The sequence below is a fragment of the Mesorhizobium sp. YM1C-6-2 genome, assembly GCF_003666685.1.
Classification (GTDB): domain Bacteria; phylum Pseudomonadota; class Alphaproteobacteria; order Rhizobiales; family Rhizobiaceae; genus Mesorhizobium_K.
Map to the genome: position 1 here is coordinate 81,044 of NZ_RCIZ01000012.1, position 25,306 is coordinate 106,349.

The 25,306-nt window shown below is 65.0% G+C and carries 23 protein-coding genes and 2 pseudogenes; 14 read left to right on the plus strand and 11 right to left on the minus strand.

The window, feature by feature from the left end:
* Positions 1 to 131 precede the first annotated feature (131 nt).
* Positions 132 to 773, plus strand: a complete 642-nt coding sequence (locus tag D8676_RS23075; protein ID WP_121583443.1) for an invasion associated locus B family protein — start codon at positions 132 to 134, stop codon at positions 771 to 773.
* Positions 774 to 843: 70 nt separating this feature from the next.
* On the opposite strand, the gene hspQ is transcribed toward D8676_RS23075, so the two are convergent.
* Entirely contained in the window at positions 844 to 1,164 is a 321-nt protein-coding gene (hspQ, locus tag D8676_RS23080) for a heat shock protein HspQ (RefSeq protein WP_121583495.1), read from the minus strand.
* A 138-nt stretch (positions 1,165 to 1,302) separates the two neighbouring features.
* On the opposite strand from hspQ, the gene D8676_RS23085 reads away from it, so the two are divergent.
* The gene (locus tag D8676_RS23085; protein ID WP_121583444.1) at positions 1,303 to 2,265 is read left to right on the plus strand and encodes an AEC family transporter; all 963 of its coding nucleotides are present in this window, start codon (positions 1,303 to 1,305) and stop codon (positions 2,263 to 2,265) included.
* Here the strand turns inward: D8676_RS23085 and D8676_RS23090 are convergent.
* Positions 2,242 to 3,453 (minus strand): UbiH/UbiF family hydroxylase, encoded by a 1,212-nt coding sequence (locus D8676_RS23090; RefSeq protein ID WP_121583445.1) that lies wholly within the window; start codon positions 3,451 to 3,453, stop codon positions 2,242 to 2,244. The two genes, D8676_RS23085 and D8676_RS23090, sit on opposite strands and share 24 nt — an antisense overlap.
* A gap of 204 nt (positions 3,454 to 3,657) precedes the next feature.
* Here D8676_RS23090 and pcsA point away from each other — a divergent pair, with 204 nt between their 5' ends.
* The 7 genes from pcsA to D8676_RS23125 all read left to right on the plus strand — a co-directional run bounded on the left by pcsA (position 3,658) and on the right by D8676_RS23125 (position 11,192).
* On the plus strand, positions 3,658 to 4,434 hold the full coding sequence (pcsA, locus tag D8676_RS23095) for a phosphatidylcholine synthase (protein WP_210210751.1): 777 nt from the start codon (positions 3,658 to 3,660) through the stop codon (positions 4,432 to 4,434).
* 2 nt (positions 4,435 to 4,436) lie between these two features.
* On the plus strand, positions 4,437 to 5,414 hold the full coding sequence (locus tag D8676_RS23100; RefSeq protein ID WP_121583446.1) for a quinone oxidoreductase: 978 nt from the start codon (positions 4,437 to 4,439) through the stop codon (positions 5,412 to 5,414).
* A 132-nt stretch (positions 5,415 to 5,546) separates the two neighbouring features.
* Positions 5,547 to 7,112 (plus strand): ABC transporter ATP-binding protein, encoded by a 1,566-nt coding sequence (locus tag D8676_RS23105; protein WP_121583447.1) that lies wholly within the window; start codon positions 5,547 to 5,549, stop codon positions 7,110 to 7,112.
* Positions 7,112 to 8,230, plus strand: a complete 1,119-nt coding sequence (locus D8676_RS23110; protein WP_183097210.1) for an ABC transporter permease — start codon at positions 7,112 to 7,114, stop codon at positions 8,228 to 8,230. Before D8676_RS23105 ends, D8676_RS23110 begins: the two co-directional genes overlap by 1 nt.
* Positions 8,223 to 9,137 carry an ABC transporter permease gene (locus tag D8676_RS23115; protein ID WP_121583449.1) on the plus strand — a complete coding sequence of 305 codons (915 nt, stop codon included), beginning with the start codon at positions 8,223 to 8,225 and terminating at the stop codon, positions 9,135 to 9,137. Before D8676_RS23110 ends, D8676_RS23115 begins: the two co-directional genes overlap by 8 nt.
* Before the next feature lie 107 nt (positions 9,138 to 9,244).
* A complete protein-coding gene (locus D8676_RS23120; RefSeq protein ID WP_245427100.1) occupies positions 9,245 to 10,258 on the plus strand; it encodes a BMP family ABC transporter substrate-binding protein in 1,014 nt (337 codons plus the stop codon).
* A gap of 214 nt (positions 10,259 to 10,472) precedes the next feature.
* Positions 10,473 to 11,192 carry an outer membrane protein gene (locus D8676_RS23125; protein ID WP_183097211.1) on the plus strand — a complete coding sequence of 240 codons (720 nt, stop codon included), beginning with the start codon at positions 10,473 to 10,475 and terminating at the stop codon, positions 11,190 to 11,192.
* Between the two features lie 91 nt (positions 11,193 to 11,283).
* Here the strand turns inward: D8676_RS23125 and D8676_RS23130 are convergent, their stop codons facing one another.
* Together D8676_RS23130 and D8676_RS23135 are read right to left on the minus strand one after the other, a co-directional pair.
* Entirely contained in the window at positions 11,284 to 12,594 is a 1,311-nt protein-coding gene (locus D8676_RS23130; RefSeq protein WP_121583452.1) for an adenylate/guanylate cyclase domain-containing protein, read from the minus strand.
* A gap of 87 nt (positions 12,595 to 12,681) precedes the next feature.
* Positions 12,682 to 13,377, minus strand: coding sequence for a TerC family protein (locus D8676_RS23135; RefSeq protein ID WP_121583453.1), 696 nt, complete (start codon positions 13,375 to 13,377; stop codon positions 12,682 to 12,684).
* A gap of 315 nt (positions 13,378 to 13,692) precedes the next feature.
* Here D8676_RS23135 and cueR point away from each other — a divergent pair.
* The 3 genes and pseudogenes from cueR (at position 13,693) to D8676_RS23155 (ending at position 16,615) form a co-directional block, all read left to right on the plus strand.
* Positions 13,693 to 14,090: pseudogene (gene cueR / locus D8676_RS23145) on the plus strand (Cu(I)-responsive transcriptional regulator).
* A gap of 113 nt (positions 14,091 to 14,203) precedes the next feature.
* Positions 14,204 to 16,159: a multicopper oxidase domain-containing protein gene (locus tag D8676_RS23150; protein WP_121583455.1), complete on the plus strand. Its 1,956-nt coding sequence runs from the start codon at positions 14,204 to 14,206 to the stop codon at positions 16,157 to 16,159.
* An 18-nt stretch (positions 16,160 to 16,177) separates the two neighbouring features.
* Positions 16,178 to 16,615, plus strand: coding sequence for a YqaA family protein (locus tag D8676_RS23155; protein WP_121583456.1), 438 nt, complete (start codon positions 16,178 to 16,180; stop codon positions 16,613 to 16,615).
* A gap of 88 nt (positions 16,616 to 16,703) precedes the next feature.
* Here the strand turns inward: D8676_RS23155 and D8676_RS23160 are convergent, their stop codons facing one another.
* The 5 genes and pseudogenes from D8676_RS23160 to D8676_RS23180 all read right to left on the minus strand — a co-directional run bounded on the left by D8676_RS23160 (position 16,704) and on the right by D8676_RS23180 (position 22,611).
* Positions 16,704 to 18,176 carry a multicopper oxidase family protein gene (locus D8676_RS23160; RefSeq protein ID WP_121583457.1) on the minus strand — a complete coding sequence of 491 codons (1,473 nt, stop codon included), beginning with the start codon at positions 18,174 to 18,176 and terminating at the stop codon, positions 16,704 to 16,706.
* A gap of 73 nt (positions 18,177 to 18,249) precedes the next feature.
* Positions 18,250 to 18,591 carry a hypothetical protein gene (locus tag D8676_RS23165; protein ID WP_147448241.1) on the minus strand — a complete coding sequence of 114 codons (342 nt, stop codon included), beginning with the start codon at positions 18,589 to 18,591 and terminating at the stop codon, positions 18,250 to 18,252.
* A 141-nt stretch (positions 18,592 to 18,732) separates the two neighbouring features.
* Positions 18,733 to 19,739 (minus strand): annotated as a pseudogene (locus D8676_RS23170) (2Fe-2S iron-sulfur cluster-binding protein).
* A 2-nt stretch (positions 19,740 to 19,741) separates the two neighbouring features.
* A complete protein-coding gene (locus D8676_RS23175; protein ID WP_121583459.1) occupies positions 19,742 to 20,005 on the minus strand; it encodes a glutaredoxin in 264 nt (87 codons plus the stop codon).
* A gap of 68 nt (positions 20,006 to 20,073) precedes the next feature.
* The gene (locus D8676_RS23180; protein ID WP_121583460.1) at positions 20,074 to 22,611 is read right to left on the minus strand and encodes a heavy metal translocating P-type ATPase; all 2,538 of its coding nucleotides are present in this window, start codon (positions 22,609 to 22,611) and stop codon (positions 20,074 to 20,076) included.
* A 214-nt stretch (positions 22,612 to 22,825) separates the two neighbouring features.
* Here D8676_RS23180 and D8676_RS23185 point away from each other — a divergent pair, with 214 nt between their 5' ends.
* Complete coding sequence (locus tag D8676_RS23185; RefSeq protein WP_121583461.1) at positions 22,826 to 23,023, plus strand: heavy-metal-associated domain-containing protein; 198 nt, start codon at positions 22,826 to 22,828, stop codon at positions 23,021 to 23,023.
* Positions 23,024 to 23,315: 292 nt separating this feature from the next.
* Positions 23,316 to 23,945: a MarC family protein gene (locus tag D8676_RS23190; protein WP_121583462.1), complete on the plus strand. Its 630-nt coding sequence runs from the start codon at positions 23,316 to 23,318 to the stop codon at positions 23,943 to 23,945.
* 3 nt (positions 23,946 to 23,948) lie between these two features.
* On the opposite strand, the gene D8676_RS23195 is transcribed toward D8676_RS23190, so the two are convergent.
* Together D8676_RS23195 and D8676_RS23200 are read right to left on the minus strand one after the other, a co-directional pair.
* The gene (locus D8676_RS23195) at positions 23,949 to 24,377 is read right to left on the minus strand and encodes an OsmC family protein (RefSeq protein WP_121583463.1); all 429 of its coding nucleotides are present in this window, start codon (positions 24,375 to 24,377) and stop codon (positions 23,949 to 23,951) included.
* A 61-nt stretch (positions 24,378 to 24,438) separates the two neighbouring features.
* Positions 24,439 to 24,948 (minus strand): single-stranded DNA-binding protein, encoded by a 510-nt coding sequence (locus tag D8676_RS23200; RefSeq protein WP_121583464.1) that lies wholly within the window; start codon positions 24,946 to 24,948, stop codon positions 24,439 to 24,441.
* Positions 24,949 to 25,306 lie beyond the last annotated feature (358 nt).

The window sequence follows — 25,306 nt, forward strand, 5'->3', positions numbered from 1 at the left end:
GGCGGGGTGGATTCGCCGCCCCTCCCGGTGTAACAGGCGGAGCAAAGTCATCCTGTTGCCTCAATTCAGCAACAGTAGCGCAGACGAGCGGCACGAGCCGCCCCGGGATCAGTTGAGAGGAATCGAACGAGATGACAAGCCTGAAAACCGACGCTTACCGGATTTCGGTGATGGCTGCCGGTGCGCTGGGCGTGCTCGCGGCCGGACTGGTGCCGGCTGCTGCGCAGCAGCAGCCCCCACAGGTCCCGAAGGGCTGGTTCAAGGCCTGCGCCAAGCAGGAGGACGTCGACATCTGCAACGTCCAGAACATCCTGACCGCCAACACCGGCCAGGTCATCACCGGCATCAGCCTGCTCGAGCTCAAGGGCAAGGTGAACCGCAAGGTGTTCCAGGTCACAGTGCCGACCGGCCGTCTGGTGCCTCCCGGCATCGGCCTTCAGATCGACAACGGCAAGGCCCAGAAGCTCGAATACGTGCTGTGCTTCCCGGACCGCTGCATTGCCGAAGCGCAGCTTTCCGATCAGCTCGTCGCGTCCTTCAAGAAGGGCACCGAGCTGACGCTGACCTCGGTCAACTCGCAGAACCAGGCAAACCCGGTGAAGGTCTCGCTCAACGGCTTCACCGCCGCGTTCGACGGCCCGCCGCTGCAGCAGTCCGACATCGAGGACCGCCAGAAGAAGCTCCAGGAGTTCGTCGCGAAGAACAACGAGGACTTCGCCAAGAAGCTCAAGGAAGAGCAGGACAAGGCGAAAGCCGGCGGCGCCGCCAACTGATCCCGGCGAGAACTGAAAAACAAAAAAGCGGGGCATCGGCCCCGCTTTTTTGTTTGCGAAAGGGAGAACGTTAGTGCCGGGCCATCACGGGGGCATATTGCCCGTCGGGCCTGCGGTCGAAGAGTTCGTTGATCTGCGGGTGCCTCACAGGCTCGCCGGTGTCGTCCTCGAGCAGGTTCTGCTCGGACACATAGGCGATGTATTCCGTCTCCGAGTTCTCGGCGAGCAGATGGTAGAAGGGCTGGTCCTTGCTCGGACGCACTTCCTTCGGGATCGCCTCGTACCATTCCTCGGTATTGTTGAATTGCGGATCGACGTCGAAGACGATGCCCCGGAACGGGAACAGTCTGTGGCGCACCACCTGGCCGATCGCAAACTTAGCCGTTTTCATATCGTTCATGGTCCAAGCCTCGCGCCATATTTGGCGCAGTGCAACATGCAATTCAATACCGGACGCTTGTGGAGCCGGCAAACCCGGCGCTAATGCACCAGCACCAGGGCCGGCAACAGGGAATGAAGCGCGCAGCTTATGTCGGACGTCATCGGTCTCGTTCTGCCGTTCTTCGGCCTGATCTTCCTCGGCTTCCTCGTCGCCCGCATCACCCGTCAGCCGGTCGAAGCACTCGGCTGGATGAACACCTTCATCATCTATGTCGCGCTGCCCGCGCTGTTCTTCCAGCTGCTTGCCAAGACGCCCTTCGAGCAGCTGACGGAGTGGACCTTCATCCTTGGCGCGGTGCTGTCCACCTACATCATCTTCCTCGTCATGTTCGCCGGCTCCATGCTGTTTGCCGGCGGAAACATCGCCGAGTCGACGATCAAGGGCCTCGCGGCCGCCTACGGCAACATCGGCTATATGGGGCCGGGCCTGGCCCTGCTGGTGTTCGGTCCCGAAGCGGCGGTGCCGGTCGCGCTCATCTTCTGCTTCGAGAACATCGTCCATTTTACCGTCGCGCCGATGATGATGGCGCTGGCCGGGGACGAGAAGCAGGCGCCGGGGCAGCTCGCCTTGAGCGTGATCCGCAAGATCGTGCTGCATCCCTTCATCATCGCCACCGCCGTCGGCGTCGGCGCCGCCTATCTCCAGTTGCGGCCGCCTTTGCCGGTGGAGCGCCTGCTCGAATACCTGTCCGCCGCGGCCGCACCTTGCGCGCTTTTCGCGATGGGGGTGACGCTGGCGTTGCGGCCGCTGAAGCGCATCCCGCACGAACTCGCGCCGATCGCCCTGCTCAAGCTCGTCCTCCACCCGCTCGTCTGCTACGTCGTGCTGAGCTGGGTCGGCGATTTTTCGGAAACTTGGCTGTTCGCGGCGGTGCTGCTCGCAGCGCTCCCGACCGCCACCAACGTGTTCGTGCTGGCCCAGCAATATCACGTCTGGGTGGAGAGGGCGTCGGCAAGCATCCTGCTCACGACCTGCATATCGGTCGCCACCGTGACGGGGCTGCTCTACCTCATCAAGGCCGGCATGCTACCGCCTGATCTGTTCCCGTAGGTCCGTCAGCGCCCTGGCGAAGCCGCTGCCCGGCTGCAGCCCCTCGCGCATGAACAGCGCCCTGAGCGGCGCCAGTCCGCCGACGATGCCGAGCCCCGCGCTGCGCGCCAGCTGGGCCGGAAGCATGTCCGACAGCAGCGACAGGTTGAGCAAATTGACGGCGCCGGCGCGGGCAAGCACGTCCGGCCGCCGCTTGCCGTCATAGGCGGCAAGCGCCTTGTCCGCCCCGGGGTCGGAACGATTTTCTGCAACGGTTGCAACGAGATCGCGGACGTCCCTGATGCCGAGGTTGAGGCCTTGTGCGCCGATCGGTGGGAACACATGCGCGGCTTCGCCGACCAGCGCGATGCGGTTCCGGGCAAAGCGTGCCGGCAGGGTGGCGCCGAGCGGATAGACCTGCCGCCCGGGCTCGACCGCGATGCGCCCCAGCATCGACTGCATCTGCTCCTCGATCCGGATCGAGAGCGACGCGTCGTCCAGCGCCATCAGCTCCTCGGCGGTCTTCGGCTTCACCACCCAGACCAGGCTCGACCGGTTGCCGGGCAGGGGCACCTGGGTGAAAGGGCCGGTCTCTGTATGGAACTCCGTCGAGATGAAGCCGTGGCCGCGGTCATGCTCGAAATTGAGGACGAGTGCGGCCTGCGGATAGGAGCGCACCGACGTGCGGATCCCTGCGGCCTCGCGCGCCGGCGACAGCCGGCCGTCGGCGGCGACCGCAAGCAGGCCCTCGACGGTCGTCCCGTCGCCCAGCCTTGCCGTCACCTTGTCCGATCCGGTCACCCATCCGGCGACCAGGTCGTGCTGCCAGTCGATCGCGGGGCGTCTGGCGACGGCCGCCTCCAGCGCCGCGTTCAGCTCGCGGTTTGGCATGTTCAGGCCGAAATGGTCCTCGCCGATCTCGGCGGCGCGGAAGGTCACCACCGGGCTGCGGATCAGGCGCCTTGTCGCGTCGACGATCCGCATCACTTTCAGCGGCGCTGTCCGGGGCGCGAGGTCGGCAAGCACGCCGAGCTTGTCGAGTTCGGCAAGCGCGGGCGTCATCAGGGCTGTCGTGCGCCTGTCTTCGCGCGAAGCGGCGGGCCCGACGAGCGTCACCGGCATGCCGATGACGGCGAGCCCCAGCGCCGCGATCAGGCCGGTCGGTCCGGTGCCTGCAACAATGATCCGTTCGTCCTGCCCTGTGCCCAACGACGCGCTCCATTTGTCCAGCCTGCAATATGGCACGCCTGACTGCCGGATCAATGCGACCGACGGACGCCCGGGGCCGTCGGAACAGGGCGGACAGCCGGGGATCAAGCCAAGACACGGCTTGTGCCGGTCACGGCGCTGCTAGTACTGTCAATTCGATTTCACCGGCCGTTTGGCCGGCATGCAACGGGATTGGCGCGGCCTTTGAAACCGAGAAGAAAAGTCACCTGGCCGCAGGCGCGTGCGTTCTCAGTCCATCTGCTGACGGCCTCGGGATCGTTCCTCGCCTTCCTCTCGCTTGTCGCCGCGAGCGAGGAACGCTGGACGGCGATGTTCTGGTGGCTCGGCCTCGCGCTTTTCGTCGACGGCATAGACGGCCCGATCGCGCGCAAGCTCGAGGTCAAGGAGATCTTGCCGACCTGGTCGGGCGAACTGCTCGACAACATCATCGACTACGTCACCTACGTGCTGATCCCGGCTTTCGCGCTCTACCAGTTCGGGCTGATGGGCGAGGGGCTGTCGTTCCTGTCGGCGGCGATCATCGTGGTGTCGAGCGCGATCTATTATGCCGATACCGGCATGAAGACGACGGAGAATTTCTTCAAGGGCTTCCCGGTCGTCTGGAACATGATCGTTTTCACGCTCTTCGTCACCGAGCCGGGCGAATGGGTGTCCTTCGCGGTCGTGGTCATTGCCGCCATCCTGACATTCGTGCCGGTGCATTTTCTGCATCCGGTACGGGTGAAGCGGCTGCGGCCGATCAATCTCGGCGTCACGCTTGCCTGGTGCGCATTTGGAGGGCTGGCGTTGGCCGAATCCTTCCTCGCGCAGTTCTACACACAGATCGGCGTGTTGGCGGAGAATGTCAGCGCCTTCACCAAGATCGGCATCGGCGCCACCAGCATCTACCTGTTTTGCATCGGCGGCATCATGCAGTTGTTCCCCAACCTCGGTGCGAAGCCGGCGTCAGAGAAGTCCTGATCATGTCCAAAGCCATCAAGATCCACGCCCATGGCGGCCCGGAGGCGCTTTCCTACGAAGATCACGATCCCGGCAGGCCCGGCCCCGGACAGGCGCTGATCGGGCATACCGCGATCGGCCTCAACTTCCTCGACACCTACTACCGCAGCGGCCTCTACCCGGCGCCGAACGGCCTGCCGCTCATTCCCGGCGGCGAGGCGGCGGGCAAGGTCGTCGAGGTCGGCGAGGGCGTCGATGGCCTGAAGCCCGGCGACCGGGTCGCCTACACGACGCCGCTCGGCGCCTATAGCGACGAGCGCGTGATCGCGGCCGACCGGCTGGTCAAGGTTCCGGACGGCGTCACCGACGAGCAGGCGGCGGCGATGATGCTGAAGGGCATGACCGCCTGGTATCTGCTGCACCGCACCTTCAAGGTGAAGGCCGGCGACACCATCCTCTGCCACGCCGCGGCGGGAGGCGTCGGGCTCATCCTCGGCCAGTGGGCGAAACAGCTCGGCGCAACCACGATCGGCACTGCCGGCTCGCCCGAAAAGGTCGAACTTGCCAGGGCGCACGGCTACGATCACGTGATCAACTATCGCGACCAGGATTTTGTCGCCGAGGTGAAGCGCATCACCGACGGCAGGCTTTGCGACGTGGTCTACGATTCCGTCGGCAAGGACACGTTCCCCGGCTCGCTCGATTGCATCCGGCCGCTCGGCCTCTTCGCTTGCTTCGGCCAGTCCTCCGGCCCGATCCCCCCCTTCAACCTCTCGATTCTCGCCCAGAAGGGCTCCCTCTTCGCCACCCGCCCGACGCTCTTCGTCTACATCGCCAAGCGGGAGGATCTGGAATCGGCGGCGGCTGCGCTTTTCGACGTCGTCGCCTCGGGCGCGGTGAAGGTCAGGATCAACCAGCGCTATGCGCTGAAGGACGCAGCGAAGGCGCATGCCGATCTGGAAAGCCGCAAGACGTCAGGCACCACCGTTCTGATTCCGTGAGTAATCCGGACCGTTGCCCCTGAAAAACTTGAAAATCTTTCAAGCCTGTCCACGCTTTGCGTTGCGCCTTTGCTGGAACTACGATGATTTCGGGAACACAGAACACATCTGGAAAACAGATTGGGAGGCACTGTGAGTGCTGACGGAAACGGCGCGAACCTGCTCGAGGTTCGCGGGCTGACCAAAATCTTCGGCGCGCTCAAGGCGTGCGATGCGGTCGACCTGACTATCCGCAAGGGCGAAATCCACGCATTGCTCGGCGAAAACGGCGCCGGCAAGTCGACGCTGGTCAAGATGCTCTTCGGCTCGCTCGAACCCTATTCCGGCGAGATAATCTGGAACGGCCAGGCGGTCAGGATCACCAGCCCGGGCGTTGCCAAGAAGCTTGGTATCGGCATGGTCTTCCAGCATTTCTCGCTGTTCGAGGCCCTGTCGGCGGCGGAAAACATCGCGCTGTCGCTCGACGACCAGACGCCGATCTCCACCATTGCGGCCAAGGCGAAGGCGGTGTCCTACAGTTACGGCCTGCCGCTCGACCCCTATTCGCTGGTCGGCGACCTCTCGGTCGGCGAGCGCCAGCGCATCGAGATCATCCGCTGCCTCCTGCAGACGCCCGAGCTCATCATCCTCGACGAGCCGACGTCGGTGCTCACCCCGCAGGAGGCTGACAAGCTGTTCGAGACGCTGGAACGGCTGCGTTCCGAGGGCAAATCGATCCTCTACATCTCGCACCGCCTCGAAGAGGTGAAGCGCATGTGCGACGCCGCGACCGTCATGCGTCACGGCAAGGTCGTCGGCCACACCGACCCGCGCAAGGAGACCGCAGCCTCGCTTGCCCGCATGATGGTCGGCAGCGAAGTTCACGCGGTCGTGCGCGCACCGGTCGAGGGCATCGAAAAGGCCGAGCCGCTGCTTGAGATCAAGAACCTCAGCCGCAAGCCTGCGACCCCGTTCTCCATGGCGCTCCGCAACATCTCGTTGAGCGTCAGGGCAGGCGAGGTCGTCGGTATCGCCGGCGTCGCCGGCAACGGCCAGGGCGAGTTCTTCGAGGCCGTGTCGGGCGAGGTGAAGCAGCCGGATGCCGGTACCATCCGCATCCGCGGCAAGGACGCCGGGCGCGTCGATATCACCGGTCGCCGCCTGCTTGGCGCGGCCTTCGTGCCGGAAGAGCGCCTCGGCCACGGTGCCGCGCCGCGCATGACGCTGTCGGAGAATCTGTTCCTGTCGCGCTACGCGACCGACAGGAAAGCCTTTGTCGGTGCCGGCGGCTTGGTCAAGGAAAGTGCGATCGACAGCGCGACCCAGCGCATCGTCCAGGAAATGGACGTGCGCAAAAGTGCCCGCAACCCGGAGGCCGCCTCGCTTTCGGGCGGCAACCTGCAAAAATTCATCATCGGCAGAGAACTCGACCGCCGTCCGGCCGTGCTGGTGGTCAACCAGCCGACATGGGGCGTCGATGCCGGTGCTGCGGCGAAGATCAGGCAATCGCTGATCGAGCTGGCCCGCAGCGGTTCGGCCGTGCTGGTCATCAGCCAGGACCTCGACGAGCTGTTCGAGATCTCCGACGCGATCGCGGTCATGCACAATGGCGAGCTGTCGAAGCCGCTGCCGCGCGCCGAGGCGACTCTTGAAAAGATCGGCCTTCTGATGGGCGGCGCCGAACCCGGCCATGTCGAACACCCGCTGGAGGCCGTCTGATGCGCATCGAACTCGTCAGGCGCCCGCAGCATTCGGCGCTGTTCTCGGCGCTGTCGCCGTTCATCGCGCTCGGGCTCACGCTGGTCGCCGGTGCGATCATGTTCTCCCTGCTCGGCAAGAACCCGGTCGATGCCCTCTATTATTATTTCATCGACCCGCTGACCGGCATCTGGGATCCCGGCAATCGCTGGCAGTTGCACGAGCTGGCGATCAAGGCGGCGCCGCTCATCCTGATCGCGGTCGGCCTGTCCGTCTGCTTCCTGTCCAACAACTGGAACATCGGCGCCGAGGGCCAGTTCATCGCCGGCGCCGTGGCGGGCTCCTTCATCCCGGTCCTGTTCCCCGATTTTCAGACCTGGGCGACGCTGCCTCTGATGCTGATCTTCGGCATGGCGGGCGGCGCGGCCTACGCCGCGATCCCGGCCTTCCTCAAGGTGAAGTTCAACACCAACGAAATCCTCACCAGCCTGATGCTGGTCTATGTGGCGCAGCTCTTCAACGACTGGCTCGTGCGCGGCATCTGGCGCAATCCGGAAGGCATGAGTTTCCCGGGCACCATCCGCTTCAACGAATACGCCATCCTGCCGCAGATCTGGCCGGACGCCGGCCGCGCGCATTGGGGCTTCGTCTTCGCGCTGGTCGCCGCCGTCGCCGTCTGGTTCATGCTCTCCAAGATGCTGAAGGGTTTTGAGGTCAAGGTGCTCGGCCAAAGCCCGCGGGCAGGGCGCTTCGCCGGTTTCTCTTCGGCAAAGATGGTGTTCTTCGTGTTCCTGCTGGCCGGCGCGCTTGCTGGTCTGGCGGGCATCTGCGAGGTGGCCGGCCCGATCGAGCATCTCAATGAGAAGATCTCTATCGGCTACGGGTTCACGGCGATCATCGTCGCCTTCCTCGGCCGTCTCAATCCGCTCGGCATCGTCGCCGCGGGCCTCATCCTGGCGCTCACTTATCTGGGCGGAGAGTCAGCACAGATCGCCCTCGGCGTTTCCGACAAGGCCGTGCGCGCCTTCCAGGGCATGTTGCTCTTCTTCGTGCTCGCCTGCGACACGCTCATCCACTACCGCATCCGCATCGTCGGCGCGCTGGCGACCAAGGCGGGGGAGGCGACCCAAAATGCTTGAGCAGATCATCATCACCATCGCGACTGCCGCGACGCCGCTGCTCATCGCCTCGATCGGCGAACTCGTCGTCGAACGCTCCGGAGTGCTCAACCTCGGTGTCGAGGGCATGATGGTCATGGGCGCGGTGACCGGCTTCGGCGTCGCGCTCCTCACCGGCTCGCCCTGGCTCGGCGTGCTCGCGGCGATCATCGTCGGCGCACTGTTCTCGCTGCTCTTCGGGTTCCTGACGCTGACGCTCGTCACCAACCAGGTGGCGACAGGTCTGGCACTCACCCTGCTCGGCCTCGGTCTTTCGGGCATGATCGGCGAAAGCTTCGTCGGCCTGCCCGGCGTCAAGCTCGCCGCGATCTACATCCCCGGGCTCACCGATCTGCCTTTCGTCGGCAAGCTGCTCTTCGGGCAGGATCCGATCTTCTACTTGTCGATCCTGCTCACCGTCGGTGTTGCCTGGTTCCTGTTCAGGACCCGCGCCGGCCTCACCCTGCGCGCAGTCGGCGACAATCACGGCTCGGCGCATGCGCTCGGCATCAACGTGATCGGCATACGCTATCTCGCAGTGATGTTCGGCGGCGCGTGCGCGGGCCTAGCTGGCGGCTTCCTGTCGCTCGTCTATACGCCGCAGTGGATCGAGAACATGACGGCCGGCCGCGGCTGGATCGCGCTGGCGCTCGTCGTGTTCGCGTCGTGGCGGCCGTTGCGCGTCCTCGCCGGCGCCTACCTGTTCGGCGCGGTCTCGATCGGCCAGTTGCACGCACAAGCGCTGGGGATAGGTATCCCCTCCCAGCTGCTTTCTTCGCTACCCTATCTGGCGACCATCCTCGTCCTTGTTCTAATCTCCAGGAACAAGCGATTGACGATGATCAACACACCGGCATCACTGGGGCGGCCGTTCGTGCCAGATCGCTAGACAGGAAGATGGGAAGAGTCCCCAAAAGAACCTCGAGAGGATCTATTGTAATGAAAACCAGGTTTTTGACACTCGCAGCGACCGCTGCGGCGCTTGCCTTCGGAACGATGGCGGCTCAGGCGGCGGTGAAGGGCTGCTGGGTCTATGTCGGCCCGATCGGCGATTTCGGCTACTCCTACCAGCATCACCAGGGCCTGCTGCAGGCCAAGGAGAAGTTCGGCGACGAGCTCGAGACTTCCTATCTGGAAAGCGTGCCGGAAGGCGCCGACGCCGAGCGCGCGATCGAGCGCCTCGCCCGTTCCGGCTGCAACATCATCTTCACCACCTCGTTCGGCTTCATGGATGCCACCAACAAGGTCGCCGGGAAGTTCCCGGACGTGAAGTTCGAGCACGCGACCGGATACAAGCGCGAGCATCCCAACGTCTCGACCTACAATTCGAGGTTCTACGAGGGCCGTTACGTCCAGGGCATCATCGCCGCCAAGCTGTCGAAGGCGGGCGTCGCGGGCTACATCGCGTCCTTCCCGATCCCTGAAGTCGTCATGGGCATCAACGCCTTCGTGCTCGGCGCGCAGTCGGTCAATCCCGATTTCAAGGTGAAGGTCGTCTGGGCCAACACCTGGTTCGATGCCGGCAAGGAAGCCGACGCGGCCAAGGCGCTGATCGACCAGGGCGTCGACATCATCACGCAGCACACGGACTCGACCGCGCCGATGCAGGTCGCGACCGAGCGCGGCATCAAGGCATTCGGCCAGGCGTCGGACATGATCAAGTTCGGCCCCGAGACCCAGCTCACCTCGATCGTCGACGATTGGGGCCCGTACTACATCGAGCGCATCCAGGCGCTGATCGACGGCACCTGGAAGCAGCAGGACGTCTGGGGCGGCATGAAGGAAGGCCATGTCGTGATGGCGCCCTATACCAACATGCCCGACGACGTGAAGAAGGCCGCCGAAGAGGCCGAAGCGAAGATCAAGTCCGGCTCGTTCAACCCCTTCACCGGCCCGATCAAGAAGCAGGACGGCTCGGAGTGGCTGAAGGACGGCGAAGTCGCCGAGGACGGCGTGCTTCTCGGCATGAACTTCTACATCCAGGGCGTCGACGACCAGTTGCCGCAATAAGGCGCTGCGCCTCTCGCATTCGGGAAAGGGCGGCCTCCGGGCCGCCCTTTTCGTTTGCGCGCCGGTCGCGCTGCCGGTCCGATTTTCTGCAATCCAGATTTTTATGGTGCAACAGCGCTCACGCGCAGGTTGTCTTGAATCAATATTTGGTTATATGTTCCTGGCTATCGGGCTTGGGGAGGATGAAGCGGGACAACAAGAGCGGGAATTGAGAATGCGGCAGAATATCACGATGGGACGGATCGTTATCGCGGGGGCGTTCGCGCTCGGCCTTTGCGCTCCGGCAGGCGCGGCGGACCCAACCGCCGAGGTCATCATTCCGGCGGCGCCGGCGCCTTACAACTGGACAGGCTTCTATGCCGGCGTGCATGGCGGCTATGGCTGGGGCGATGCCGATGCTGTTGACCCCGGCGTGCCGGATCAAGAGCCGGAAGGCGGCTTCGGTGGCCTGCAGGTCGGCTACGACCACCAGTTTTCCAACAATGTCCTGCTCGGCATCGTTGCCGACCTCTCCTTCGGCAAGATCGACGACTCGGCCATGGCGGGCAACTTCCTCACCAATACGGGCGAGGTCGATTATTTCGGCACCGTCCGGGGCAGGGTGGGTTACGCGGTCGACCGCTTCCTGCCCTACGCCACCGGCGGCCTCGCCTGGGCGCACAGCGAAGCCAGCATCTCATGCCCGACCGGCGCCGGTTTCGGCGTCTGCAGCATCCCGCAATTCGCCGGCCAGTCGCGCTCCGACGACGTGACCTCCACCGGCTGGGTGCTCGGCGTCGGCCTCGACTACGCCTTCGCCGAAAACTGGTCGGCCAATGTCGAATATCTCTATGCCGATTTCGGCAAGGAAACCTACGACCTCGACATCTTCGGCGAGGGCGAGGTCGACTCCACGCTAAACATGCTGAAGCTGGGCATCAACTACCGCTTCTAGAGCAATTCCGGCAAACGTGCGCAGCGATTGGCGTCGGGAATTGCGTAAAAACAAACAGATAGAGCCGTTTCGTGCTTCGGAGAAAGAGGCTCTATCTGCGCCCGCGAACGGCCTCCAGCGTCCACACGCGCGTCTCGCCCTTGCCCTTGACCTCGATCAGGTCGGGGCCGCTGAAGGCATAGGCGTCGCCCAGCGCTTCGCGCACGGTGTCGGAGACGGTGATGCTGTTGGCGGCGCCGACGGATTCCATGCGGCTCGCCGTGTTCACCGTATCGCCCCAGACGTCGAAGGCGAATTTCGCCTGGCCGATCACGCCGGCGGTGACAGGTCCCGCGTGCATGCCGATCCTGAGCGCCAGCGACTGTCCGTCAGGCGTCCGCACCTTGGCTGCCTCCGCCTGCATCTCCATGGCGGCGCTGGTCAGCCGCGTCAGGTGGTCAGGGTCGGGACGCGGCAGGCCGCCGGCCACCATGTAGCAGTCGCCGATCGTCTTGATCTTCTCCAGCCCGTGGCGGGCGACGATGGCGTCGAAGCGCTCGTAGAGTTCGTTGAGCATCGTCACCACCTCCTTGGAGGAAAAGCGTGATGAGAGCGGCGTGAAGCCGACGACGTCGGCGAACAGCAGGCTCGCCTGCGCATAGGTGTCGGCGATGGGGCTTTCGCCGGCGAGCTTGCGCTCGGCGATCGCCGGCGGCAGCACGTTGTGGAGCAGCGAGCGGATCTGCTCCTGCGCTCCGATCAGGTCGAGCTGCCTCAGCCAGGCGATGCGCTGCGTGCGGTCGAGCAGATAGAAGCCAAGGGCGGCAAACACCGTCGTCGTCAGCATCCAGGCCGACTGGTAGAGGATCGCGACGAGAGGCTGGGGCTGCAGCACGGTGACCGCGAGGTAGTAGAAGGCGATCGCCACCGCGGCGATCCGGGCTCCCTCCCAGAACGTCACGCCGACCAGCGCGAAGGACATCACCGCGGTCATCGTGAACACGGTCACCGGCGCGAATTGCACCGCGTCGGCCGGACTGGTGACGGCGGTGAGGAACAGCAGCAGGCAGAAATTGACAAGCAGCGTGACGACGCCGGCGATCTCGACCCAGCGTCCGGGTTTCAGCACATAGTGCATGCCGAACAGCCCCAGCATGCCGATGCAGGCTATGATCGTCGTGGAGCGGACCAGCGGCGGCGGCTCGCGGCCGACGACGATACCGAGCACGATGAAGGCCAGCCACGCCAGTCCGCCGGCCAGCGAACTCATCCGCCCGGCGACGAAGCGGTATCTCAGCCTGGAGTCGTGATGGTGCCGCTCCAGCACGGGGTCGGCAAAGCGCAGCGTGATCGGATGCATCGCCCTTTCGGGCCTCGGCGCCCTGGCCTGCTGGACTTGCTGAACACCCGCTCGCTCGGCCATGGCGAACTCCTCGACCCTTCGATGGATCAGGCCAATCTAGGGTCCTGCGGCGGCAAGTACAAAGCCGTCGGTCGGCAAGTCGCCCGATCAGTGGCCCATGGCCGGTTTGCCGCCGAACCAGAAGTCGAGGAAAGCGAAGTGTTCCGGCCACTGGCCGTAGGCGCCCTTCAGGGTCATCTCGAGCGCTACGTACAGGATGACCAGCAGGCCGATATAGGCGATCCAGCGGTACTTGTGCAGCAGCCGGGCGATGAAGGTAGCCGCAAACCCCATGAGCGCGATCGACAGGGCCAGACCGATGACCAGCACTGTCGGGTGGTCCATGGCCGCGCCGGCAACGGCGAGCACGTTGTCGAGCGACATCGAGACGTCGGCGATGACGATCTGCCATGCCGCCTGGGCGAAGCTCTTGCGCGGAGCTTTCGACGCCACGGTGCCGTCCTTGTCGAAATCGACGTTCGCCAGGGCTTCGGTGGCGGCGTGTTCTTCCTCATGCGGCGTGCGCAGTTCGCGCCACATCTTCCAGGAGACGTACAGGAGCAGCAGACCGCCTGCTATCAGCAGGATAGGGCCGATCTGGAGCAGTTGCTGGGTGATCAGCGCAAAGCCGATGCGCATCACCGTCGCCGCTCCAATGCCGACGAGAATGGCCTTTTTGCGCTGGTCGGCAGGCAGGCCGGCGGCCGCCAGGCCGATTACGATGGCATTGTCGCCAGCCAGAACGAGGTCGATGGCGATGACTTGGAGGAGGGCGGAGAAACCTGCGGCTGAAAAGATTTCCATTTAATCCGCCGGCTCCTGCTGCATCCTGGTCGACGCCCCGTACAAGTGCACCATGATCACGTCAAGTGGAGTGAAATGTATGTAGCCGAGGCGATTGTCACGGCTGAGTCGTCGCTCAACGGGAAGGTGGTGGGGAGGTTCCCGGACGACAAGATAACACTTAGTCGCAGTCGCGCAGATCCAGAAGAGCGCCTTCAGGCAGGCGATCCCGGGGGCAGAAAAGCGTCCGTTTCGCGCGCAGCCGGATGGAACTGCCCTTGAGCTTCCACCTGCTGGAAGGATTATCGTCCCCTTATAGAACATGAGGACGACATCATGAACATCGGAGCCGCTTCCGAAAAATCCGGCCTGCCACCGAAGACCATCCGCTACTACGAGGAGATCGGGCTGTTGAAGGCCGATCGGGCAGGAAACGGATATCGCGACTATTCGATGGCGGACGTTCATCGGCTGCGTTTCTGCAGCGGTCCCGCAGTCTCGGCTTCTCGGTCGAGGAGTGCCGTCAGCTCCTCTCGCTCTACGGCAACAAGGAGCGCGAGAGCGCCGAAGTGAAGGCGATCACCGAGGTCAAGCTCGCGGAAATCGACCGCAAGATCGCCGAGCTTGCAAGTCTCCGCGACGTGCTCAGCCACCTCGTTCACAACTGCAACGGCGACGATCGCCCGGATTGCCCGATCATCGACGGTCTCGCGGGAAGCGGCGCCATCCAGTGAGGGCGCGTCCCATCGGGATCGTCGCCGGAGCGTGGGGCGGCGTTAGCCCTGAACATCGCCTTTTCGCGACGCCGGACTAGGTACGTGGACAGCCAACCGGCAGGAAACCCGTCATGTTCGTGCAGCCCATCGACTATTTCCTTGCGGCCTGGTTCGTTCTTGCGGGCCTGAGCACCGCCTACGTCGCCTGGGACCAGTTCCGCAACAATCCCGAGCCGGCGGTGATGAAATGGGGCTTCATCCTGGTCACGCTCTATCTCGGTCCCGTCGGCCTCCTTCTCTACGTCCTGGCCGACAAGGAGCCGAGACCGGGAACGCACGAACAGTTCATCAAGCCGCTGTGGAAGCAGGGCATCGGCAGCACGATCCATTGCGTGGCCGGAGACGCCACCGGGATCATCATCGCCGCCGCCGTCACGGCGATGCTGGGATTGCCGATGTGGCTCGACATTGTCATCGAGTACATCGCCGGGTTCGCGCTGGGCCTGCTCATCTTCCAGGCGCTGTTCATGAAGAACATGATGGGCGGGACCTATTGGGAGAACGTCCGCAAATCCTTCATGCCGGAATTCGTCAGCATGAACGCGATGATGGCGGGCATGGCCCCGGTGATGGCGATGCTGATGATGGGCCGCGACATGCGCGCCATGTGGCCGGGTGAACTGCTGTTCTGGGGCGTGATGGCTCTTGGGGTAGGGGTTGGCTTCGCGACCGCCTACCCGTTCAATGTCTGGCTGGTCGCAAAGGGCCTGAAGCACGGCCTGATGACCGATCGCGGAGCGCAGCGGGAACCGAAGCCGGCAGCGCACGGGCAGCATGCCGCACACGCTGCGGGCGGTGAGGCTTCCAGATCTCAAGCCTCTCACCAAGGCCATGGCGGGATATCCGGGGGCCATCGGCACGCCGGTTCCGAAGGGCAGGGCGATGCCGGCATGCAGCACGGTGGGAGCCTGCCGCCGCACCGCGCCCCGACATCGACCCAGATCGCCGCGGTCGCCTCGTTCACGACGATCCTGCTCGTCGGCGGCTTCGCCTACCCATTCATGAAGGTCAACATGTCGCTGAGCGCGCACGACGTGGGCGACGTGATCATGGCTCCGGGTATGATAATGGATTTCGACACGCCCGCGGATTCGATGCGGGACATGGCGGCGATCGATCCGAGGCTTGCCTCGTTCGAAGCCGAGCCGGACGCAATGGGAGGTCAGGTGCTCGAGCCGCGCATCGAAGACGGCGTGAAGGTGTTCGATCTCGAGGCCTCCGTCATCCGCTGGTCGATCCTGCCGGGCGAGACGGTCGAGGCCTATGCCTATAACGGCCAGGTTCCCGGCCCGACGCTCCGCGTGACCGAGGGCGACCGGGTCCGGATCAACGTGACCAACCGCCTGCCGGAAAGCACCACGGTGCACTGGCACGGGCTCATCCTGCCCAATGAGATGGACGGTCCGGCCGAAATCACGCAGGACCCGATCCAGCCTGGCGGAAGCTACTCCTACGAATATACGGTCGGGCAGCACGGCACCTATTTCTACCACACGCACGACCATGTCGACCGCCAGCAGTCGCTCGGCCTCTACGGCGCGCTGATCATCGATCCGAGCGATCCGCAGGACGAGATTCCGGCCGATCTTGAGTACACGGTGCAACTCCAGGAATGGCTGAAGCGGGAATGGCTGACCTATCCGTCCATGCCGATGGAAGGCGGCCTCCCGAACTTCTTCACCATCAACGGCAAGGCGTTTCCGGCCACCGACACGGTCCGGATTAAGCTCGGGCAGACGCTGAAGGTTCGCTTCGTCGGCTCGCACACAACGGCGATCCATCCCATGCATATCCATGGCGGCCCGTTCGAGGTGGCGGCGGTCGACGGAGAGACGCTGGCGCAGCCGGCGCGGTACATGGCCGACACGGTCAACGTCGGTCCCGGACAGCGCTTCGACGTCATCTGGAAGGCCCAGCGGCCCGGGAAATGGCTGCTCCACTGCCACATCCCCCACCACACCACCAACAACAACGTCGAGACTCAAGGTGGCGGCGGCCTGATGCTCGTCATCGAGGTCGAATCCTGAACCGACCGGGGGCCTGCAATGGGTGAACTCGCCGCCTATGGCGGGCTGTTCGCCGCTGCCTTCGTCGCGGCGACGATCCTGCCCATGCAGTCCGAGGCGGCGCTTGCCGCGCTGCTGCTGTCGGATTCCTTCTCGCCGGTGGCGCTGATTGCCGTCGCCAGCGTCGGAAACGTACTTGGCTCCATTGTGAACTGGGCCATCGGACGGGGCATTGACCAGTTTCACGACCGCCCCTGGTTCCCGGCCAGTCCTGCGAAGCTCGATCGCGCCGCTCGATGGTACCGCCGTTACGGCCGATGGTCGCTGCTGCTGAGCTGGGTGCCGATCATCGGCGACCCGCTGACGGTCGTGGCCGGCGCCCTGCGGGAGCCGCTCTGGAGCTTCGTGCTGATCGTGGCCTTCGCCAAGATCGCGCGCTATCTGGCCGTCGCCGCGGCGACCCTCGGACTGATGTGAGGCGAGGGCAGGGGCGCCGTACTCACACGCCTGCGCGGTTTCGGAAGACTGCGCCCCGGCAGCAGTGTAGCGGCCGGGGCGCGTCAGATCAGGCTTCGTAAGCCATCGACGTCATCATGCCGCCCGCCATGTGGTAGAGATGGTGGCAGTGCAGCGCCCATTTGCCGGCATTGTCGGCGTCAAACGCGATGGTCACCATGCCCATGTGGGCCGGCACCAGCACAGTGTCGCGCATGGCCCCGGCAAAACGCTCGCCGTTGATCGCAACCACCTGGAACAGATGGCCGTGCAGGTGCATGGGATGCGACATGGTGGTGTGGTTCATGAAGGTCAGCTCGAAGCGGTCGCCGCTCTTCACCGGCAGCGGCGTGTCCTGGCCGTGCACGGCGCCGTCGAGCGTCCAGGCATAGTTCGGCCCTTCGCCCAGCATCATGGTGTGCTTGCGCGTCGCGGCCTTGTCTGCCAGCGGCGCTGATGCCCGCAGCTTCTTTTCGAGTTCGACGCCGACGGCAGGAAAATCCTCATCCGCCATGCCGGCGAATTTGCCGACCGTCGAACCCTTGGCGGCAAGCACCAGTCCGGTGCGCATGCGCCCGCCTTCCTGCACGGCGAACACCGGCCATGCCGACGCTTCCTTCGGCAGGTCGAGCATGACGTCGAGGCGCTGGGCGACGGCGAACTCGAAGCGCGATCCCTCGACCGGCTCGATGGGCATGCCGTCGACCGCGATCAGCCTGCCCCTGAGCTGGCCGAGGTCCAGCCACATATTGGTGCTGGCGGCGCCGTTGATGAGGCGCAGGCGGACGCGCCCGCCTTGCTCGACCGCCACGATTTCCGGGTCGTCGAGCGTGCGGTCGTTGGCGAGCAGGGCGTCGTACTGCACGTCCTGCAGATGGGCCATGCCTGCCATCTGGCCGCCCATCTGCATCCCGCCCATGTTCACCCCACCCATGTCCATGCCGCCATGATCCATGTTGCCGTGGTCCATACCACCGCCCATCGACATGCCGTGACCGCCGCCCGTGAGCTCGGCCAGGATTTCGGCGGGATCCCTGAAGGTGAAATCGTGGAACAGGACCACGACCTCCTGCACGTCTTCGCCGGCCTCGGCCGGATCGCGCACGATCAGCGGAGCGGCCAGCAGGTGCTGCTCTTGCAGGCCGAAATGCGAATGCATCCAGAAGGTGCCGGGGCGGGCCACCGGGAAGTCGTAGTCATGGTTGCCGCCGTCGGGAATCGGCTCCTGCGAGATGCCGGCGACGCCGTCCTGCTGCCAGGGCGGGGTGAGGCCGTGCCAGTGGATGGAGGTCGGCTCGCCGATCCTGTTGTCGAGCCGGACGCGGAAATTCTGGCCTGCGTTCATGACGAGCCCGGTGCTGCCGTCGGCCTGGGTCAGGCCGAAGGCGTTGGCGGCCTTGCCCTTGACCTCGATGACGCGGCGGCCGGCGGTGATGACCTTGTGGCCATCGGCCCGCGCCGGAAGCAGCAGGGACGGAAAGGCGGCCACGGAAAGCGTGGCGGCGGATGCCGCGAGGAAGCCGCGGCGCGAAAGGGTGTTCATGTCGATAGTCTCCAAAAACTGAAAGCTTCGGCCCAAGGGAGAGCCGGATCCGGCGCATGTCGCGCCTCTCAGTTCAGGAGATCGACGGTGGTCTGAGATGAGGCGGAGCCAGGGCCCCGCGCATCGGCTCGCTCGCAGCGGGGCGCGGCCGGTTCGCCGTCGCATCGGGGAAATCCGCGGCCAGCGGCAGCGGCGCACAATAGCTGCAGGATGCGAGGCATTGCGCGAGGCAGGACTTGCCGTCGTCCTGCGAGGGGTCCCCGCAGCACGCGCTGCCGGCTGCATCGGCATGATGCGACGGCGCTTCGGACACATGCTGTGCGTGCTGGCCGCCCATCGAATGGGCCGATGCCACCTGGCCAAGGGCGGCAAGGAACAGCAGGATCAGCGGCAGCGCCAGCCGCAGGGCCTTCAATGCCGAATGCCTGCCGCGGCCCATCGCTGCGACGCGCGCGCCATCCCGAACGCGCCGGGCGGCGCGACGAGGGCAGGGCGTGGCAGGGATGTGCCGCATCGAATGCATGGTCCACTAAATGGGTGCTGATGCCCTGAACGGTCAAGCGGCGTTGTTGTCGCTTCCCTCGGCCGTTAAGAACACGTCGGCGTGGATGTCGTCCGCCGGCACCCCGCGTGCGGCGAGAACCGCCATGGTCGCGTCCACCATGGCGGGCGGGCCGGCGACTTGGCGCCGGCGAGATCGCGGAAATCGGCGGCGAGCGCATCGGAGACGAAGCCGCTGCGCCAGCCGTCCGAGGCCGCCTGCGACAGCGCCGGCACGAAGGTCAGGTTGGCAAATCTCCGTTCCAGCGCGCGGAAATGCTCGACCAGATAGACGTCGCGCTCGGCGCGGGCGCCGAAATAGACATGGATCGGCTGGTCCAGGCCCGCATGGAGCGCCGTCTCGACGATCGACTTGATCGGGGCGAGGCCGCTGCCCCCGGCAAGCGCGACGATCGGGCCGCTATGCGCCTCGCGCAGATAGGCCGAGCCGGCCGGCCCCTCGATCCGCACCTTGTCGCCTTGCGCCAGCGCCGCATGGATCCGGCTGCTGGTGCGGCCGCAGGGCACCGCCCTGACATGGAGTTCGACAAGCTCCTCGTCCGGGCGGCTCGCCATCGAATAGTTGCGCGGCGGTGCGTCCGGCACGGACAGGGAAAGATATTGCCCGGCGGCGAAGCGGAAGCCCGCGCGGTCGGCGAGGCGAAGGCGGATCGCCAGTATGTCGTGCGTCATGCGGTCGATGGCCGCGACTTCGGCCTCCTGCGCCACCGCAGGTTCGGCGTGGTAGGTCTCGTCGAGCCACGCGACGGTGACGTCCTGCGTCGGCGTGGCCCGGCAGGCGAGGATGAATCCGCCGGCGCGCTCCTCTTCGCTCAGCGCGAAGGGCGAATGCCTGGCGAGCTCGACATGGCCGGAGAGCAGGCGCGACTTGCAGGCGCCGCAGCGGCCGGAACGGCAGCTGTGCGGATAGGCGATGCCGGCGTCGAGCGCGGCCTGCAGGATCGTCCGGCCTTCGCCGACCGCGATGCGGCGGCCAAGATGCGGCAGAGTGAGGTAGGTCATGGTCATGCCACCCGGGTCAGGTCGAGCAGCGCCGCGATCTCGGCGCGCTGGACGACGAAGGCGCCGAAGAAGACGTGCCTGCCGTCGATGATGGTGATCGGGGCGACGCGAACGCCGGTGCGGCGCCTGGCTTCCTCGGCGATCGCGGCGTCGAGCAGATTTCGCTCCACGAAAGGCAGGTTCTGCGCCCGCAGCCAGCGCTTCAGCGCCAGGCAGTCCGGGCAGGTGGGCGTGGTGTAGATCTCGATCCAGGGTGCGGGCGACATGGCGTGCCTCGAAATGCGGTAGATATGCAAAGGGGACGCGGCCCGCCGCACCGGCGGGCCACAGATGTTCATTCGGCCGGGGTGAACGACGGGGCGCCGGCCGCCGCCGCGATCCTCGGCGCCGCGAACCGCTTCAGCCGCATGGCGTTGCCGAGCACGAAGACGCTGGACAGCGCCATCGCGCCGGCGGCCAGCATCGGCGACAGCAGCGTGCCGCCGAAGGGGTAGAGCACGCCGGCCGCGACCGGGATCAGGCTGGCGTTGTAGGCGAACGCCCAGAACAGGTTCTGGCGGATGTTGCGGATCGTCGCCTTCGACAGCGCGATCGCGTTCGCCACGCCGAGCAGGTCGCCCGACATCAGGACGACGTCGGCGCTCTCGATCGCCACGTCGGTGCCGGTGCCGATCGCCAGGCCCACATCCGCTTCGGCCAGCGCGGGCGCGTCGTTGATGCCGTCGCCGACGAAGCTGACCACGCGCCCGCCCTGGCGCAGGCGCTTGACCGCGTCGACCTTGCCGTCGGGCAGCACTTCGGCGACGACTTCGTCGATGCCGAGCTCGGCCGCGATCGCTTCCGCGGTGCGGCGGTTGTCGCCGGTGATCATCGCCACCTTCAGCCCGAGATCGTGCAGCGCACGGATGGCCTGCGGCGTCGTCGGCTTGATCGGGTCGGACACCGCGATCATGGCGGCGAGGCGGCCGTCGACCGCCGCATAGAGCGGGGTCCTGGCCTTCCGGCCGAGCACGGCCGCCTGCTCGGCGAAGCCCGCCACGCCGATGCCGAGCTGCATCATGTAGCGGTCGGCGCCGACTGCGATCTCCTGTCCGCCCCCGCGCGCCTTCACGCCGAAGCCGGGCACCGCCTCGAAACCGTCGATCGCCTGCACCGGCAGTCCGTCCGCCTTCGCGGCGGCGATGATTGCCGCGGCCACGGGATGCTCGGAGTGCGCCTCGACCGAGGCCACCAGCGACAGCACCCGGTCACGGTCGAATCCTTCCGACACGACCAGGTCGGTCAGCTCCGGACGGCCCGCGGTCAGCGTCCCGGTCTTGTCGAGCGCCACCACGTCCGTGCCCTTCAGCGTCTGCAGCGCCTCGCCGTTGCGGAACAGCACGCCGAGTTCGGCGGCGCGCCCGGTGCCGACCATGATCGACGTCGGCGTCGCCAGGCCCATGGCGCAGGGGCAGGCTATGATGAGCACCGCCACGGCGTTGACGAGCGCAAAGGTGAGGGCGGGTTCCGGGCCGAGGAACAGCCAGGCCAGGAAAGTCAGCGCTGCTGCGGCCATGACGGCGGGCACGAACCAGGCCGTGACCTTGTCGACCATCGCCTGTATCGGCAGCTTCGATCCCTGGGCCGCCTCGACCATTCTGATGATCTGGGCGAGCAGCGTGTCCGCGCCGACCTTGGTCGCCCGGTAGGTGAAGCTGCCCGTCTTGTTGATGGTGCCGCCGACGACTTCCGCGCCGTCGCCCTTCACCACCGGGACGGGCTCGCCGGAGATCATGGATTCGTCGACATAGGAGGAGCCGCCGAGCACGACGCCGTCGACGGGAACCTTGTCGCCCGGACGGACCTGGATGACGTCGCCGACCTGGACGTCTTCGAGAGCCACGTCGACGAACGCGCCGTCGCGCTCGACGCGGGCAGACTTCGCCTGCAGGCCCATGAGGCGCTTGATCGCCTCGCTGGTCCGGCCCTTGGCCTTCGCCTCGAGGAAGCGTCCGAGCAGGATCAGCGTGATGATCACCGCGGACGCCTCGTAATAGACGTTGACGGTTCCCGCGGGCAGCACCGAAGGCGCGAACGTCGCCACGACGGAGTAGCCCCAGGCGGCGGTCGATCCGAGGATGACCAGCGAGTTCATTTCCGGGGCGAGGCGGAAGAGGGCGGGCAGACCCTTCCTGTAGAAACGCAGGCCGGGTCCGAACTGGACAACCGTGGCAAGCAGGAAGAACGTCACGTAGAGCTGCTGCTGCCCGATATTCGCCAGCACCCAGTGGTGGAAGGCGGGGATCGCGTGAGAGCCCATCTCGAGCACGAAGATGGGCAGGGTCAGGATCGCAGCGACAGCCAGGTCGCGCTTCAGATGACGCAGTTCCCTGTCCTTGGCTTCCTGTCTGGCGTCATGGCCTCCGGCAGCCGCAGCCGCCCGGCGGCGCGGCTCGTATCCCGCCTGCCGGATCGCGGCGTCGAGTGCTGAGGGAGCCACCGCGCCGGAAACCGTCTCGATGGTGGCGGTTTCGGTGGCGAGGTTCACGGCCGCCTTGAGGACGCCCGGCACGGCGGCGATCGCCAGTTCCACGCGCCTGACGCAGGACGCGCAGGTCATGCCCTCGATCTCGATTTCCACCGTCTCCGTCGCCACTCCGTATCCGGCGGTGCGGATCGCGGCGATGACCGCGGCCTGATCGGCCGCCCCGTCGAACGTGACGTCGGCCGTTTCAGTGGCGAGATTGACGGAAGCGGCCTTAACGCCCGGTACCTTGCCGACGGCAAGCTCGACGCGGCGGACGCATGAGGCGCAGGTCATTCCTTCGATGCGGAAGCTCTGCCGCAGGCCTTCGCCGTCTGCTGTTCGGGACGATCTGCTGAGCGCATTCATTGCCGTCTTTCCTCGGTCTTGTTGGAGCTTGATCGAGGTCGTAAAGGTTCCAGCGCCGGGAAGGTCAACAGCTATTTTCGGCCGGTTTTCAGCACCTTATAAGGCATTCGTCCGGTAACGAAACCGTGATCTCGTCGCCATTTGACCTTCCTGTGACTGGAAACCCCATGTTGGGCTCCTGGCGATTTGCCAAACCCAAACGATGGAGACAGACATGCTGAAACTGAACGTGCCCGACATGACCTGCGGGCACTGCGCGGGAACGGTGACCAAGGCGATCCAGAGCGTGGACAGCAAGGCGTCTGTGACCGTCGATCTGCCGTCGAGGACTGTGTCGATCGTCACGGACGCCGACGCCGCGCCGATCTCGCGCGCGCTGGAAACCGCCGGTTATCCGAACGAGGCGGCCTGACTTCCTAGCCGCAGTCACACAGCCGGCTTTGCGCCAGTAAGCCGAGACGGTCGCGCGACTGCGGCGTTGTCATTCTTGAGCACGGACGCAAAGGACGAGCAAAACCGGGGAACAGGAACGGGACCGGTCTCAGGCTCATAGCTCGATGCCAATACAAAAGTCGCATAAGATATATTATGGAACTTATGCGACTGATTGATTGGCTTGGAAACGTTGCGCAGCCTGTCCTCCGAGATTTTCGGATTCGCCGGCGATGCGCTAGAAAGACCGTCTTTACATGGGCGGGAATGCAATGCCGAGCTATGACGGACTCTTCAACGCATTCCTGACCATCCTCGTCACGATCGATCCGCCGGGACTTGCTCCGCTGTTCCTTGCGCTCACCAGCGGCATGAATCGCCACGAGCGTAATCAGGTGTCGATCCGCGCCTCGCTCATTGCCTTCGGCATACTGGCTCTGTTTGCCTTGGCCGGAGCGACGATCCTGTCGGTCTTCGGCATCACATTGCCTGCCTTCCGTGTGGCCGGCGGTCTTTTGCTGTTCTTCATCGCCTTCGAGATGATTTTCGAGAAGCGCCAGGATCGCAAGGAGAAGACCGCCGAGGTGGCGATCACCAGGGATCTGATCCACAACATCGCGGCTTTTCCGCTCGCGATTCCGCTGATTTCGGGGCCCGGCGCCATCTCCGCCACGGTGCTCCTGTCCGGAACATTCCAGGGACCCGCCAAGGCCGCGCTGATCGGGATCATCGCGGTCTGTCTGCTGCTGACCTACCTGGTCTTCCTGCTCGCCGAACGCGTTGACCGCATTCTCGGCGAAACCGGCCGTTCCATCCTGACGCGGTTGCTCGGCGTGCTGCTCGCGGCATTGGCCGTCCAGTTCGTCGCCGACGGCATCAGGGCGCTGGCTGCGGCGGCGTGACCCTTACACCTGCGTATCGACCACCTCGAAGTCGTGCGTGACCGTCGCGGTCTTCGAAAGCATGGCCGTTGCCGAGCAATATTTCTCGATCGAGAGATCGATGGCGCGCTTGACCTTGGCCTCGGCGAGCGCGCGCCCTTTGACGATGAAGTGCATATGGATGCGGATGAAAACCTTCGGGTCGGTTTCGGCCCGTTCCGCATCCATCTCGACCACGCAGTCCTCGACCGCCTCGCGGCCCTTTTCCAGTATATGGACGACGTCATAGGCGGAGCAGCCGCCGGCCCCGATCAGCACCAGTTCCATGGGGCTCGGACCAGGCTTAGGCTTTGCGCCGTCGGCGCCTGATGCTGTGCCGAACACCATCTTGTGGCCGGACTCCGTCTCACCGACGAAGGTCCGGTCCTCGACCCATTTGACCCGTGCTTTCAATGCCTTGACGTCCGTTCGTTATGTAATCATGCAGAGACGCTCTGCCGGGATAGGCAGACGCTCAGAACGGAATTTCGTCATCCAGCTCGCGCGAAGCACCACCGCCGCCGCCGCGGTTTCCACCGCCTCGGCTGTAGCCTTCGTTCGGGCTCGACTGGCCGAAGTCCGAGCCGCGGCCGCCGCCGGAGTAGCCCACCTGGCCGCCCTCACCGCCCTGCCCGCGCGCGTCCAGCATCTGCAGCTCGCCGCGGAATTTCTGCAGTACCACCTCGGTCGTGTAGCGATCCTGGCCGGTCTGGTCCTGCCATTTGCGGGTCTGCAGCTGACCCTCGACATAAACCTTCATACCCTTCTTCAGATATTGCTCGGCGACCTTGGCAAGATTGTCGTTGAAAATCACGACGTTATGCCACTCAGTCTTTTCCTTGCGCTCGCCGCTGTTCTTGTCGCGCCAGCTTTCCGACGTCGCGACACGGATGTTGACGACCGGATCGCCCGAATTCAGGCGGCGAATTTCGGGATCAGCCCCAAGGTTTCCCACCAGAATGACCTTGTTGACGCTACCTGCCATGATACTACTCCGCGCTCATCCGAAATTTGATCGAGATCGATTGTGGACGCACCCTACAGGACCGCGCTCCCGACGACCCGCCCGAAAGGCCGTTTACGGCCCGCTGTCCACATGTTGTTTGTTCTTACTTTGTTCCAGCATGAAAAGCAAGGCCTGCTCCAGCTTTCCTTGCCTGCGCCGGAGCCATCCGCCGCCGGACTCCGTGAACGGACGAAGGAGGGCGTATCAAGGAACGGCCCTGTCTCTCGCTCGGAGAGGACAGGGCCTTTTTGGTTCGGGCATGCCCGATAATTGCCGGAATCCATCACCGGCGGTTCTTCGGATGCAACGCGGCGTTCGGCCGACGATCCGACTTGTA

What these genes read in the sequence shown, in the direction of transcription:
- D8676_RS23075 (WP_121583443.1), top strand. Translation starts at nt 132, where the DNA reads ATGACAAGCCTGAAAACCGACGCTTACCGGATTTCGGTGATGGCTGCC.
- hspQ (WP_121583495.1), bottom strand. Translation starts at nt 1,164, where the DNA reads ATGAAAACGGCTAAGTTTGCGATCGGCCAGGTGGTGCGCCACAGACTG.
- D8676_RS23085 (WP_121583444.1), top strand. Translation starts at nt 1,303, where the DNA reads ATGTCGGACGTCATCGGTCTCGTTCTGCCGTTCTTCGGCCTGATCTTC.
- D8676_RS23100 (WP_121583446.1), top strand. Translation starts at nt 4,437, where the DNA reads ATGTCCAAAGCCATCAAGATCCACGCCCATGGCGGCCCGGAGGCGCTT.
- D8676_RS23110 (WP_183097210.1), top strand. Translation starts at nt 7,112, where the DNA reads ATGCGCATCGAACTCGTCAGGCGCCCGCAGCATTCGGCGCTGTTCTCG.
- D8676_RS23115 (WP_121583449.1), top strand. Translation starts at nt 8,223, where the DNA reads ATGCTTGAGCAGATCATCATCACCATCGCGACTGCCGCGACGCCGCTG.
- D8676_RS23120 (WP_245427100.1), top strand. Translation starts at nt 9,245, where the DNA reads ATGGCGGCTCAGGCGGCGGTGAAGGGCTGCTGGGTCTATGTCGGCCCG.
- D8676_RS23125 (WP_183097211.1), top strand. Translation starts at nt 10,473, where the DNA reads ATGCGGCAGAATATCACGATGGGACGGATCGTTATCGCGGGGGCGTTC.
- D8676_RS23130 (WP_121583452.1), bottom strand. Translation starts at nt 12,594, where the DNA reads ATGGCCGAGCGAGCGGGTGTTCAGCAAGTCCAGCAGGCCAGGGCGCCG.
- D8676_RS23135 (WP_121583453.1), bottom strand. Translation starts at nt 13,377, where the DNA reads ATGGAAATCTTTTCAGCCGCAGGTTTCTCCGCCCTCCTCCAAGTCATC.
- D8676_RS23150 (WP_121583455.1), top strand. Translation starts at nt 14,204, where the DNA reads ATGTTCGTGCAGCCCATCGACTATTTCCTTGCGGCCTGGTTCGTTCTT.
- D8676_RS23155 (WP_121583456.1), top strand. Translation starts at nt 16,178, where the DNA reads ATGGGTGAACTCGCCGCCTATGGCGGGCTGTTCGCCGCTGCCTTCGTC.
- D8676_RS23160 (WP_121583457.1), bottom strand. Translation starts at nt 18,176, where the DNA reads ATGAACACCCTTTCGCGCCGCGGCTTCCTCGCGGCATCCGCCGCCACG.
- D8676_RS23175 (WP_121583459.1), bottom strand. Translation starts at nt 20,005, where the DNA reads ATGTCGCCCGCACCCTGGATCGAGATCTACACCACGCCCACCTGCCCG.
- D8676_RS23180 (WP_121583460.1), bottom strand. Translation starts at nt 22,611, where the DNA reads ATGAATGCGCTCAGCAGATCGTCCCGAACAGCAGACGGCGAAGGCCTG.
- D8676_RS23185 (WP_121583461.1), top strand. Translation starts at nt 22,826, where the DNA reads ATGCTGAAACTGAACGTGCCCGACATGACCTGCGGGCACTGCGCGGGA.
- D8676_RS23190 (WP_121583462.1), top strand. Translation starts at nt 23,316, where the DNA reads ATGCCGAGCTATGACGGACTCTTCAACGCATTCCTGACCATCCTCGTC.
- D8676_RS23200 (WP_121583464.1), bottom strand. Translation starts at nt 24,948, where the DNA reads ATGGCAGGTAGCGTCAACAAGGTCATTCTGGTGGGAAACCTTGGGGCT.